At 71.5% G+C, this 11,853-nt stretch carries 12 protein-coding genes and 1 pseudogene; 7 read left to right on the top strand and 6 right to left on the bottom strand.

Annotated elements, in window-relative coordinates; all coding sequences use genetic code 11:
* Positions 1-1,342: transketolase-like TK C-terminal-containing protein (locus ODJ79_RS39730; RefSeq protein ID WP_411267415.1), on the top strand; the 1,342-nt coding region annotated here is incomplete at its 5' end.
* A gap of 58 nt (positions 1,343-1,400) precedes the next feature.
* Here the strand turns inward: ODJ79_RS39730 and ODJ79_RS39725 are convergent.
* Together ODJ79_RS39725 and ODJ79_RS39720 are read right to left on the bottom strand one after the other, a co-directional pair.
* A pseudogene (locus ODJ79_RS39725) lies at positions 1,401-1,661 on the bottom strand (ArsR/SmtB family transcription factor); the annotation flags it as partial.
* 9 nt (positions 1,662-1,670) lie between these two features.
* On the bottom strand, positions 1,671-2,204 hold the full coding sequence (locus tag ODJ79_RS39720; RefSeq protein WP_263028868.1) for a dihydrofolate reductase family protein: 534 nt from the start codon (positions 2,202-2,204) through the stop codon (positions 1,671-1,673).
* A gap of 120 nt (positions 2,205-2,324) precedes the next feature.
* Here ODJ79_RS39720 and ODJ79_RS39715 point away from each other — a divergent pair, with 120 nt between their 5' ends.
* The 3 genes from ODJ79_RS39715 to ODJ79_RS39705 all read left to right on the top strand — a co-directional run bounded on the left by ODJ79_RS39715 (position 2,325) and on the right by ODJ79_RS39705 (position 6,009).
* Positions 2,325-3,563 (top strand): MFS transporter, encoded by a 1,239-nt coding sequence (locus ODJ79_RS39715; RefSeq protein WP_263028864.1) that lies wholly within the window; start codon positions 2,325-2,327, stop codon positions 3,561-3,563.
* 13 nt (positions 3,564-3,576) lie between these two features.
* A complete protein-coding gene (gltX, locus tag ODJ79_RS39710) occupies positions 3,577-4,983 on the top strand; it encodes a glutamate--tRNA ligase (protein ID WP_263028863.1) in 1,407 nt (468 codons plus the stop codon).
* Between the two features lie 324 nt (positions 4,984-5,307).
* On the top strand, positions 5,308-6,009 hold the full coding sequence (locus ODJ79_RS39705) for a hypothetical protein (protein ID WP_263028862.1): 702 nt from the start codon (positions 5,308-5,310) through the stop codon (positions 6,007-6,009).
* 15 nt (positions 6,010-6,024) lie between these two features.
* Here ODJ79_RS39705 and ODJ79_RS39700 read toward each other — a convergent pair whose 3' ends face one another.
* The 4 genes from ODJ79_RS39700 to ODJ79_RS39685 all read right to left on the bottom strand — a co-directional run bounded on the left by ODJ79_RS39700 (position 6,025) and on the right by ODJ79_RS39685 (position 8,296).
* Entirely contained in the window at positions 6,025-6,873 is an 849-nt protein-coding gene (locus ODJ79_RS39700; RefSeq protein ID WP_263028861.1) for a hypothetical protein, read from the bottom strand.
* Positions 6,870-7,349 (bottom strand): sigma factor-like helix-turn-helix DNA-binding protein, encoded by a 480-nt coding sequence (locus ODJ79_RS39695; RefSeq protein ID WP_263028860.1) that lies wholly within the window; start codon positions 7,347-7,349, stop codon positions 6,870-6,872. The genes ODJ79_RS39700 and ODJ79_RS39695 overlap by 4 nt, the downstream gene beginning before the upstream one ends.
* A 46-nt stretch (positions 7,350-7,395) precedes the next feature.
* A complete protein-coding gene (locus ODJ79_RS39690; protein ID WP_263028859.1) occupies positions 7,396-7,947 on the bottom strand; it encodes a TetR/AcrR family transcriptional regulator in 552 nt (183 codons plus the stop codon).
* Positions 7,948-8,071: 124 nt separating this feature from the next.
* A complete protein-coding gene (locus ODJ79_RS39685; protein ID WP_263028858.1) occupies positions 8,072-8,296 on the bottom strand; it encodes a hypothetical protein in 225 nt (74 codons plus the stop codon).
* A gap of 294 nt (positions 8,297-8,590) precedes the next feature.
* Between ODJ79_RS39685 and ODJ79_RS39680 the strand changes: the two genes are divergently transcribed.
* The 3 genes from ODJ79_RS39680 (at position 8,591) to ODJ79_RS39670 (ending at position 11,812) form a co-directional block, all read left to right on the top strand.
* Positions 8,591-9,787 carry a PucR family transcriptional regulator gene (locus tag ODJ79_RS39680; RefSeq protein ID WP_263028857.1) on the top strand — a complete coding sequence of 399 codons (1,197 nt, stop codon included), beginning with the start codon at positions 8,591-8,593 and terminating at the stop codon, positions 9,785-9,787.
* Between the two features lie 142 nt (positions 9,788-9,929).
* Positions 9,930-10,862, top strand: coding sequence for an ACP S-malonyltransferase (locus tag ODJ79_RS39675; RefSeq protein WP_263028856.1), 933 nt, complete (start codon positions 9,930-9,932; stop codon positions 10,860-10,862).
* Positions 10,859-11,812 (top strand): beta-ketoacyl-ACP synthase III, encoded by a 954-nt coding sequence (locus ODJ79_RS39670; protein ID WP_263028855.1) that lies wholly within the window; start codon positions 10,859-10,861, stop codon positions 11,810-11,812. The genes ODJ79_RS39675 and ODJ79_RS39670 overlap by 4 nt, the downstream gene beginning before the upstream one ends.
* Positions 11,813-11,853 lie beyond the last annotated feature (41 nt).

The following is an 11,853-nucleotide window of genomic DNA, read 5'->3' as shown; positions in this document are numbered from 1 at the left end:
GCAGTACATGCTCGAGCGGCGCCGCGAGCTGGGCGGCTCCATCCCGTCGCGGCGCACCAAGGCGAAGTCGCTGGCGATCCCGGATTCCAAGGCGTTCGGCGACGTCAAGCGCGGCAGCGGCAAGCAGAAGATCGCGACCACGATGGCCTTCGTCCGGCTCCTCAAGGACCTGATGAAGGACAAGGAGTTCGGCGCGCGCTGGGTGCCGATCATCCCGGACGAGGCGCGTACGTTCGGCATGGACTCGTTGTTCCCGACCAAGAAGATCTACTCGCCGCACGGGCAGACCTACACCTCGGTCGACCGGGACCTGTTCCTGTCGTACAAGGAGGCGAAGGACGGCCAGATCCTGCACGAGGGGATCAACGAGGCCGGGTCGACGGCGAGCTTCATCGCGGCCGGGACCTCGTACGCCACCCACGACGAGCCGATGATCCCGCTGTACATCTTCTACTCGATGTTCGGCTTCCAGCGGACCGCGGACGAGCTGTGGGCGGCGTCCGACCAGATGACCCGGGGCTTCCTCCTCGGCGCCACCGCCGGCCGCACCACGCTGAACGGCGAGGGTCTGCAGCACGAGGACGGCCACTCGCTGCTGATCGCGGCGACCAACCCGGCCGTGGTGTCCTACGACCCGGCGTACGCGTTCGAGATCGCGCACATCGTGGAGAACGGCCTGCACCGCATGTACGGCGAGAAGCAGGAGAACGTCTTCTACTACCTCACCGTCTACAACGAGCCGATCGTGCAGCCCGCCGAGCCCGAGGGCGTCGACGTCGAGGGCCTGCTCAAGGGCATCTACCGGTATCGGGAGGCACCCGAGACCACCGGGCCGAAGGCGCAGATCCTGGCCTCGGGCACCGGCATGGGCTGGGCGCTCAAGGCGCAGGAGCTGCTGGCCCAGGACTGGGGCGTGGCCGCCGACGTCTGGTCGGTCACCTCATGGACCGAGCTGCGCCGGGACGCCGTCGAGGTCGAGGAGCACAACCTGCTCAACCCCGGCGACCAGCCCCGCAAGCCGTACATCTGGCAGAAGCTGGAGGGCACCGAGGGCCCGGTCGTCGCGGTCAGCGACTTCATGCGGGCGGTCCCCGACCTGATCTCCCGCTGGGTGCCGAACGACTACACGTCGCTGGGCACCGACGGCTTCGGGATGAGCGACACCCGGCACGCGCTGCGCCGCCACTTCCACGTGGACGGCGAGTCGGTGGCCGTGGCCACGCTGCGCCAACTGGCGCTGCGCGGCAAGGTCCCGATGCACGTGCCGGCCGAGGCGGCCAAGAAGTACGCGATCGACGACGTGTCCGCGGCCCCGGTGGGCGAGACCGGCGGCGACAGCTGAGTCCGGCAACACCGATGAAGGCCCCGTCGCCGAGACGGGGCCTTCATCGGTTGGTCAGATAGCCGTTCAGGAAGTCGGTGGCCTCGCGCAGCGCGTCGGCCTCGAGCTTGCACGGCCGCCACTGCGCCTGCCGCCCGCGCGAGATGAGCCCGGCCCGCTCCAGCACCTTGAGGTGTTTGGAGATCGCCGGGAGGCTCATCGCGAACGGCTCGGCGATCTCGTTGACGGTCGCCGGCCCCTCGGCCAGCCGGGCCAGGATCGCCCGGCGGGTCGGGTCGGCCAGCGCCCCGAACACCACACTGAGCTGATCCCCGCCCACGAACGGGACCTACGCCGGGACGTACGTGATGACCTCGACGCCGGTCGCGGTCCGCCAGCCGTCGGCGAGAGTCAGTGCGATCTTGGTGCCGTCCTCCCAGAGCTTGCGGCCCTCGCCCTGCACCACCGGGAAGATCATGATCCGGTACTCGTCGATCAGGTTGTGCCGGGTCAGGTAGTTGACCAGCGAGGCGCTGCCGTTGATCAGCAGGTTGGCCGGCTCGGTCTTGAGCTTGGCCACCGCGTCGGCGACCTCGCCCTGCAGGAAGCTCGCGTTCCACTCCGGCTCGGCGAGCGTGGTGGTGGCCACGTGCTTGGGCATGGAGTTCATCTTCACGCCGAAGTGGCCGGTCTCGGCCTCCATATGCGGCCAGGCCGCCTTGAAGCCCTCGTACGTCTTCCGGCCGAGCAGCAGCGCGTCGGCGCCGGCCAGGTTCTGCGCCTGCCAGCCGGACAGCTCCTCGTTGAAGTACGGCCCGCTCCACGCCGGCTCCTCGAAGACGCCGTCCAACGTCGTGTATTCGACCGCTACGACCTTGCCCATCTCGGTCACCTCGATACTTTACCCATCGGTTAATTAGCCGAATGGTAAAATAGTCCCTTTTGTGCGTCTCGTCAAGCGGTCTGACATTCCGTAAGCTCCTCGCTACGGAGGGGAGGCTCGATGGCCGTCACGAGAACCGCCGCGCTCGCCGAGCCCGTCGTCGCGGTCCGTCGCGGCTGGATCGGTCTGCTCTTCGCCGCCAACCTGGGCCTCTGGATGGCGCTCTACACCCCGCTGCAGGTGCTGCTGCCCGAGCAGATCGAGGACCTCGGGGTCGGGCACAAGGAGATCTGGCTCGGCATCGTGACCGGCATCGGCGCGATCATCGCGGTGGTGGTCAACCCGCTGGCCGGCGCGCTCTCCGACCGTACCCGGCCGCGCATCCTCGGCCGCGAGTACGGCCGCCGGCACATCTGGACCGCCGGCGGCGCCCTGCTCGGCTTCGTCTCGCTGCTGGTGCTCTCGGTCGCGCCCAACCTGTTCTGGGTCACGGTCGGCTGGGCACTGGCCAACGTCGGCCTCAACGTCATGCTGGCCACGCTGACCGCCGCCGTCCCCGACCGGGTGCCGGTCGAGCAGCGCGGCCTGGTCTCCGGCTGGATCGGCATGCCGGTGGCGCTCGGCCTGGTGCTGGGCGCCATCCTGGTGACCACGGTGGTGACCACGCCGCCGCCGGGCTACGTGATCATCGCGATCGGCCTGCTCCTGCTGGTGGCGCCGTTCGTGTTGCGCACCCCGGACGATCCGCTCGGCGACGTCGCGGTCCCGAGGATGAGTTTCAAGCTCGACCTGCGCGGCAACCCCGACTTCGCGTGGGCCTGGATCACCCGGTTCCTGGTCATGCTCGGCAACGCGCTCGGCACGCTCTACCTGCTCTACTTCCTCACCGACGCGGTCAAGCTCGACGATCCGGACACCGGCCTGCTCTACCTGATCCTGCTGTACACGGTCGGCATGATCTCCACGGCGATGCTCGGCGGCTGGCTCTCCGACCGGGCCGGCAAGCGCAAGATCTTCGTGATCTGGTCCGGCGTGCTGATCGCGATCGCCGCCACGATGCTCGGCATCTGGCCCACCTGGCCGGTCGCGATGGTCGCCTCGGTGCTGTTCGGCGCCGGCTTCGGGGTCTACCTGGCGGTGGACACCGCACTGGTCACCCAGGTGCTGCCGGCCGCCGCCGACCGGGCGAAGGACCTGGGCGTCATCAACATCGCGCCGTCCGCGTCGCAGGCGCTCGGCCCGGTGCTGGCCGCCCCGGTGGTCGCCTACCTGGGCGGATACCCGACGCTGTTCGCGCTCACCGCCCTGACCACGCTCGCCGGAGCGGTAGCCGTGGTGAAAATCCGCTCGGTGCCGTAGGTAGTCTGGTCGGGTGACTGTTCGCGTACGTTTCGCCCCGTCCCCGACCGGCATGTTCCACGTCGGCGGCGCCCGCTCGGCGCTGCAGAACTGGATCTATGCCCAGCAGCACGACGGCGTCTTCGTGCTCCGCGTCGAGGACACCGACGCCGCCCGCAACCGTCCCGAGTGGACCGAGGGCATCCTCTCGGCGCTCGACTGGATCGGCATCGAGCGGGGCACGTACGAAGGCCCCTACTACCAGTCGTCCTACGCGGCCGACCACACCGCCGCCGCGACCCGCCTGTTCGGCGAGGGCCGGGCGTACTACTGCGACTGCAAGCGCGAGGACGTGATCGCCCGCACCGGCAACCAGCACACCGGCTACGACGGCTTCTGCCGCGACCGGGGGCTCGGCCCGGGCGAGGGCCGCGCGCTGCGCTTCCGCACGCCCGACGAGGGCGAGACGGTCGTCGAGGACCTGGTGCGCGGCAAGCCGACCTTCGAAAACCGGCTGATCGAGGACTTCGTCATCGCCCGCGCCGACGGCTCGCCGCTGTTCCTGCTGGCCAACGTCGTGGACGACATGACCATGGGGATCACCCACGTGATCCGCGCCGAGGAGCATCTGCCCAACACCCCCAAGCAGCAGATGCTCTGGGAGGCGCTGGGCCACACCCCGCCGGTCTGGGCGCACGTCCCGGTCATCGTCAACGAGAAGCGGCAGAAGCTCTCCAAGCGGCGGGACAAGGTCGCCCTGGAGTCGTACCGCGACGAGGGCTACCTGGCCGCCGCGATGAAGAACTACCTGATGCTGCTCGGCTGGGCGCCGTCCGGCGACCGCGAGATCGTGCCCTGGTCGGTGATCGAGACCGAGTACCGCATCGAGGACGTCAACCACGCCTCGGCATTCTTCGACATCAAGAAGCTGCGGGCATTCAACGGCGACTACATCCGCGCGCTCGCCCCCGACGAGTTCGCGGCGGTCTGTGCGCCGTGGCTGACCGGCACCGACACGATTCCGGCTCCGCCGTGGGCGGCCGATGCCTTCGACGCGCGGGTGTTCGCCGCGGTCGCGCCGTTGGCCCAGACGCGCATTGCGGTGCTTTCCGAGATCGTGGATTACGTCGATTTCCTCTTCCTCGACGAGCCGGTCCGCGACGAGGCCTCGTGGGCCAAGGCGATGAAGGGTGACGCCGCCGAGATCCTGGACGCGACGGCCACCGCGTTCGAGTCGCTCGAGGAGTGGGCGGCCGAGCCGCTGAAGGCCGCGCTCGAGGAGGTCGGGCTGACCCGCGAGCTCAAGCTCGGCAAGACTCAGGCACCCGTTCGGGTGGCGGTCACCGGCCGTTCGGTGGGTCTGCCGCTCTTCGAGTCGATCGAGGTTCTGGGCCGCGAGCGCACGCTGCGTCGCTTGCGCTCCGCGCGGGCCGAGCTCTGACGACAGATTGGGTACGGGGTGAGCCCGCTCACCCCGTACGCGTTGCATCTGGCTCGTATTTTTTCGCCTTTATCGCATTCGGCTCCCGGCGCGCCATCGCTTGCCGTCGTTCCGGTAACGAAAACCGCTGAGCGGGTGACCGGGCCCCCAAGAACTTGAACGGTCTGGGTACTATTCGGCCGCTGATCAACGGCCGTAGTCGTCACGTCAGTCATCCCCAGATGGCTCCAATTCGCCCCGGCTCGAGATGCGCCCGGGCGGTTGTCCGGGGAGGCTGAGGGGGCCTCGGCCGTGCCGCGAGTCACCGTCGCGGCGTGCGAAGCCATGTCCACCACGGGGCGGGAGGCCGGGACGATGGTTCGAAGGGCGATAACACGCTTGTGGTCGGCGGCCGGCGTGGTCGCCGTTGCCGCCACGCTCACACTCGGGGCCGCCCCGGCGGCGCTCGCGGCGCCGAAGGCGCCCGCCAAGCCCACCAGCATCCAGATCATGGGCAAGGACATCCCGGGTACGTTGATCGTCGAGCCGAGCGACGGCGCCCGCCTCTTCGACACGCTGCTCGGCGAGGTCAACTGGATCGCCACGGCCAAGCCGGTGACCACCGCGCCGAAGGCGAACAAGCTCGGCCCGAAATACACCCTGATCGTGCTGGTCAAGTCGGCCCCCCAGCAGGTCTACAACCTGTACCCGGAGGCGACCGGCGGCCCTCGCGTGCACCGCCCGGCCCCGCAGCCCAGCGGCGGCCAGAAGCCCGACGGCTGGTTCTACGGCCGCCTCACCATGCCCGAGACGCTGCGACTGAGCGGCGTCCCGCTGCAGCCCAAGCCGGACGTGATCAACGGCGGTATCGGCGGTGTCGGTGGCGGCGTCGGCGAGAACCTCAAGGTGGGCGACGCCGACCCGATCAGCGGGGTGAACGACTTCCTCGGCCGCATGCGTGACCTGCTGCTGCTCAACGGCGCGGTGCTGATCGTCATCGTGTCCGGCCTGGCCGGCATGGCTTTCCTGATCCGCCGCCGGATCTGAGCGTTTCCGCACCCCTCATCGGGAGCCGGTACCGTCCTCTTCATCCTTGGGCGACGGCAGGGGCACCTTGAAGGCCGGGCACGCCCCGGACGACGGCCCGAAGCAGTCCTCTCCCCGGCCGAACGCGTCGAACAGCCGGCGGTCGGTGGCGAGCCGCTCGACCTGCGCTCCGGTCAGCCCCGGCTTGCCCGCCGCCGCGGTGTCGCCGCCGTGCTCGCCGGTGGCCATCAGCGCGATCGTGCGGCCGTCCGAGGTGCGCCGGGCGGTGGTCTGGCGCGCCTGCCAGTCGCGGTCGTTCCCGTCGTCGTAGCGGACGTACTCGACGCCGCCCGGCGCCCAGGCGACCCTGGCGCATCGGTGCGACCCGGCTCGCACCGGGAAGCAGAAGTCCCGGCCGGTGGCGTAGACGGCGACTGTCACCGTGCCGCGCGGCGTGCCGTCCCGGTCGGTCACGGAGTATTGCCGCCAGCCGTTGCCGCGCTCCGGCGGGCGCGGCCGGATGCGCTCCTGCCGGCCCTCGACGATCGGCGCGAGCAGCCTGAGCACCGGGTCGGCGGCGATCGAGGGCGGCGGCGCCGCGGTCCTGGTGGCCTGCGGGGCGGCCACCGGCCGGACCGGAGCGCCGGCCTGAACCGGATCGTGCCGCCCGGCGTCTCGTTGCTGGCCGGGTGGCAGCAGCGTGGTGGTCAGCGCGTACCCCGCCGCCGCGATCACCGCGATCACCGCGACGCCGGCGCCGACCGCGGCCTGGAGCCGACGGCGGCGCAGCTTGTCGGCCCGGCGGAAGACCTCGTCGATCTCGTCGCGGGGTGCGGGCTCGCCGTCGAGGGCCTGCTCGAGGAGCCGGCCGAGCGGCTGCGTCATCGGGTCAGCACCGTTCGCGAGTTGACCAGCATTTGCTCGAGCGCGGCCAGCCCGGCCCGCTCGTAGGCGTCGACCCGCTCGTCTTCGAGGTCGAGCATGGCGCCCACGGCGTCCACGGTGAAGCCGTCCCAGTGCCGCAGCACCAGCACCGCCCGGCAGCGCGGGGCGAGCTTGTGCAACGCGTCGAGCACCAGGATGGACTCGGCCGCGACGCCCCCGGCACCGGCAGCGGCCACGAAGACGTGCTCCCGGCGCCGGTTCCGGCGGCGGCACGCCTCCATCAGATCCGCGTACACGTGGACGTCGGCGTCCGCAACCGCCCCGCGCCGGGTCCCGTCCACCACCCGGGCCAGGCAGGCTTCGGTGAGCTCGGTGGCCAACTCCCAGTCGCCGCACATGAGGAACGCCGAACGGCGCAGGCTCGGGAGTCGGCTGGTCACGTACTCGCGCAGACCATCATCAATGTCGCCGGACATAGCACCTTTATAGGAAAATTGGCGTACGGGTACCGGCGAAACCGCATCACGTCGCCCGGACGGCGACCTCCACCAGGCGTACGAGCTCGGCCAGGTCCGCCTCGAACTCGCGCTCCCCCGCCTCCCCGCGCGGCGCGGCCGGCAGCCCGCCGGTGACCTCGCCGGTGACGTAACCCAGCAGGAATGCGCAGATCATCCGGGACAACCGGGGAGCCCGGTCCGCGGGCACGCCCGCGTCGTGCAGGATCCCGCGCAGCGCCGCCGTCAGCCAGGACGCCGAGGCGCCGGCCGCCGAGCGGTTGAGCAGCAGCGGGAAGGCGCCCGGGTGGGCGTACCCGAGCCGGCGGACGGCCCGGCCCAGCGCGTGCAGCCGCCGGCGCCAGTCGCCGCCGTCCTCCTCGAGGGCCGAGCCCAGTTCCTCGTGCAGCAGGCCGACCAGCCCGTCCAGCAGAGCGTCCTTGCCACCCACGTACGGATAGAGCGCCATCGAGGTCAGCCCGACCCGCTCCGCGACGGCGCGCATCGACATGGCGGCCAGGCCGCGCTCGTCGACCAACGCGAGCGCCTGGTCGAGGATCAGCCGTCTCTTGTCGTCCACAACCTCACCGTGTCGGGGTCCCCGGCCGTGTTTCCCGGGACGCGCCGGGCGGCTCACTCAGTCGAGTGAGGTCAGCACGGTCGGCCGGGGCGACGGCCCCGGCGGCTCACTCGGTCGAGTGAGGTCAGCACCAGCGTTTGGGAGGCCGGCCCCGACCGGCCGCCCGCCGACGCGGCCGCACCGCGCCGTGCAGATGGGCGCCCGCCCATCCGCGCAACTGCGTGCGGCAGCCCATCCGGCTCGGTCCCGGCTCCGGCTCGTCCTCCACGGCCGCGACGGCCATCGGCGGTGCTTCCTCGAGAGCTGGATCGACGTCGGCGCCCAACGGCACGTCTTCCCGTTCCGTCATCTCGCCTCCCCCAACTTCACGCGGTGTCACATCGGCAGCGCAGCCTCCGGCTTTACCTCTCCGGCACGGTCAGCCGGCAACGCTAATGCGCAACCATGCCAGGTCACCGACCGAAATCGCGGGAGGGGCGCACCGCTACTCCGGCAATTGCCCCAAAACAGTATATATACCCCATACATAACTCGCATTTGCCCCGTGACCCGCGGTCTTGGGTCGTGCCGGGCGGAACCGGCGTTCACGGACGGAACGGTTCCGAGTCGGGCTGTCGCCGCGCGACGTGGCACGCTGTGCTTCGTGGCAGAGAGCGTACGACCCGCCGGGACGGCCAAGCCCCCGCTCGCCGCCACCCTGCGCCGCATCGAGCGCACGGCCGGCTCGCTCGCCAGCTCGGCGGTGGCCCGGATGGACGAGACCCTCCCCTGGTTCCGCGCCCTCCCGGCCGACCAGCGCTCCTGGGTCATGCTGGTCGCCCAGGCCGGCGTCCGCTCGCTGGTCGAGTGGCTGCGCTCGGGCGGCGCCGTGGCGGCCACCACCCAGGAGATCTCCGACGAGGTGTTCGCGGCCGCGCCCCGGGCGCTGGCCCGCTCGATCACGCTGACCCAGGCGGTCCAACTGATCAAGGTGACCATCGACGTCGCCGAGTCCGAGGTCGGCAACCTGGCCGCGCCCGGCGAGGAGGAGGCGCTGTTGCAGGCGATCCTCCGCTACTCCCGGGAGATCGCCTTCTCGGCCGCCCGGGTGTACGCCCGGGCCGCCGAGTCACGCGGCGCCTGGGACGCCCGGCTGCAGGCCATGCTGGTCGACGCGCTGCTCCGCGGCGACTCCTCGGACGTGCTGGCCAGCCGGGCCGCGGCGCTGGGCTGGGCGGACGCGCCGCCGGTCGCGGTGGTGGTGGGCCGCTCGCCGGGCGGCGAGATCACCTCGGTGCTGCACGCCGTCTACCGCGCCGCCCGCCGGGCCCGGCTCGAGGTGATCGGCGGCGTGCACGGCGACCGGCTGGTGGTCGTGATGGGCGGGGTGACCGACCCGGCCGCCGGCGCCGCCGCGCTGGCCGCCAGCTTCGGCGAGGGCCCGATCGTGGTCGGCCCGGCCGTACCCTCGCTCGATCAGGCCACCGAGTCGGCCCGGGCCGCGCTCGCCGGGTTCCGGGCGGCCGGCGCGTGGCCCGGCGTGCCGAACCCGGTGGCCGCCGACGACCTGCTGCCCGAGCGGGCGCTGGCCGGGGACATGGCGGCTCGCCGGACGCTGCGGCACGACGTCTACGGAGCACTCAGCCGGGCCGGCGGCGGCCTGCTCGAGACCCTCGACGCGTTCTTCGCGGCCGGCGGGGTGCTGGAGAGCGCGGCCCGGGAGCTCTACGTTCATCCCAACACCGTGCGCTACCGGCTCAAACGCGTCGCCGAGGTGACCCGCCTGTCCCCGCTCGACGGCCGGGACGCGTTCGCCCTGCGGCTCGCCATGACGATCGGGCGGCTCGACCCTGCGAGCTAAATCACCGGCTCGTTTCACGTTCCAGTCCGGTACAAATAGGGCTTAAAGGGGGTCGCTTTGTAGGATTCCCACAACGGTGGTCGTAGGGTTTGGTTGCCGCCGTGCACCGCGTAACCCCGTTCTATCCGGAAGAGTCAAAAGCGTGCTCGCCGTACTTTCGCCCGGCCAGGGCTCGCAGAAGCCCGGCTTCCTGACCCCCTGGCTCGACCTCCCCGGCTCGGAGTCCCGCCTGCGGGAGTGGTCCGCCCGGTGTGGCGTCGACCTGCTCCACCTCGGCACCGAGGCGGACGCCGAGGAGATCAAGGACACCGCCCGGACCCAGCCGCTGCTGGTCGCCGCCGCGCTGCTCGCCGCCGAGCACCTGCCCCTCGACGGGGTCGGCCTGGTGGCCGGCCACAGCGTCGGCGAGCTGGGCGCGAGCGCGATCGCCGGGGTCTTCTCCGCGGACGCCGCCGTCACCCTGGCCGGCGTGCGCGGCCGCGAGATGGCCGCCGCCTGCGCCCTCGAGCCCACCGGGATGAGCGCCGTCCTGGGCGGCGACCCCGACGAGGTCGTGGCCACCATCGAGCGGCACGGTCTCTACCCCGCCAACCGCAACGGCGCCGGCCAGATCGTGGCGGCCGGCTCGCTCGACGGGCTGGCCAAGTTCGCCGCCGAGCCGCCGGCCAAGGCGCGGGTGATCGCGCTGCAGGTGGCCGGCGCGTTCCACACGCCGTACATGAAACCGGCCGAGACCGCTCTCGGCGCGATCGCCGGCGACATCACGGTGGCCGAGCCGGTCCGCACCCTGCTCTCCAACCTGGACGGCACGGCCGTCGCGCCGGGCGACGAAATGCTGCGGCGCCTGGTTCGCCAGGTCACCGCGCCGGTCCGATGGGACCTGTGCATGCGCACGATGAAGGACCTCGGCGTCACGGGGATCGTCGAGCTGCCCCCGGCCGGCACCCTGGCCGGCCTGGTCAAGCGCGAGCTCAAGGGCGAGGGCGCGCCGGAGATCGTCACCCTGAACACGCCGGACGACCTGCCCGCGGCTCGCGACCTGATCGCCCGGCACGGCAATGGAGGAGCAGCATGACCGCCGCGGGTTCCCGCATCGTCGCGCTCGGGCACTACCAGCCCTCGCGCATCGTCACCAACGACGACCTGGCCAGCACGATCGACACCAACGATGCGTGGATCAAAGACCGGGTGGGCATCGCCGCGCGGCGGGTCGCCGACGCCGAGACGGTCGCCGACATGGCCACCTACGCGGCGGAGAAGGCGCTGGCGAGCTCCGGCCTGAGCGCCGCCGACATCGACCTGGTGGCGGTCGCCACCTGCACCTCGATCGACCGCTGCCCGAACGTCGCGACCCGGGTCGCCGCCCGGCTCGGGGTGACCGCCCCGGCCGCGTACGACCTGAACACCGCGTGCTCCGGCTTCTCGTACGCGCTGGGCACCGCCGACCACGCGATCCGGGCCGGCGCGGCGCGCAACGCCATCGTGATCGGCGCGGAGAAGCTCTCCGACGTGACCGACTGGACCGACCGCACCACCGCCGTGCTCTTCGGCGACGGCGCCGGCGCGGCCGTGGTCACCGCCGCCGGCGAGGGCGAGGAGGCCGGCATCGGCCCGGTGCTCTGGGGGTCGGCGCCGGACAAGGGCGACGTCCTGCGGATCGAGGGCTGGCAGCCGTACATCCAGCAGGAGGGCCAGGTCGTCTTCCGCTGGGCCACCACCGCACTCGCCCCGTTCGCCCGGGAGACCTGCGCGAAGGCCGGGGTCGACGTGTCCGAGCTGGCCGCGTTCATCCCGCACCAGGCCAACGTGCGGATCATCGACGGCATCGTGAAGCGTCTGGGCCTCGGCCCGGACGTGGTCGTCGCGAAGGACCTGGTCGAGTCCGGCAACACCTCCGCGGCGAGCATCCCGCTGGCCCTGTCCAAGCTGGTCGAGCGCCGGGAGGTGCCCTCGGGCGCCCCGGTGCTGCTGTTCGGCTTCGGCGGCGGCCTCACCTACGCCGGCCAGGTCGTGCGCTGCCCCTGACGGGCACGCCGGCCGAGCCGGAAGCACCTCATCACCATTTC

Origin of the sequence: Actinoplanes sp. KI2 (genome assembly GCF_025630775.1) — a bacterium.
GTDB lineage: Bacteria > Actinomycetota > Actinomycetes > Mycobacteriales > Micromonosporaceae > Actinoplanes.
This window is presented reverse-complemented; position numbering and strand designations above follow the sequence as displayed.

Coding starts and splice junctions, on each gene's coding strand:
- ODJ79_RS39695 (WP_263028860.1), bottom strand. CDS start 7,349: ATGTCCGGCGACATTGATGATGGTCTGCGCGAGTACGTGACCAGCCGA.
- ODJ79_RS39720 (WP_263028868.1), bottom strand. CDS start 2,204: ATGGGCAAGGTCGTAGCGGTCGAATACACGACGTTGGACGGCGTCTTC.
- ODJ79_RS39700 (WP_263028861.1), bottom strand. CDS start 6,873: ATGACGCAGCCGCTCGGCCGGCTCCTCGAGCAGGCCCTCGACGGCGAG.
- ODJ79_RS39670 (WP_263028855.1), top strand. CDS start 10,859: ATGACCGCCGCGGGTTCCCGCATCGTCGCGCTCGGGCACTACCAGCCC.
- ODJ79_RS39715 (WP_263028864.1), top strand. CDS start 2,325: ATGGCCGTCACGAGAACCGCCGCGCTCGCCGAGCCCGTCGTCGCGGTC.
- ODJ79_RS39685 (WP_263028858.1), bottom strand. CDS start 8,296: ATGACGGAACGGGAAGACGTGCCGTTGGGCGCCGACGTCGATCCAGCT.
- ODJ79_RS39705 (WP_263028862.1), top strand. CDS start 5,308: ATGTCCACCACGGGGCGGGAGGCCGGGACGATGGTTCGAAGGGCGATA.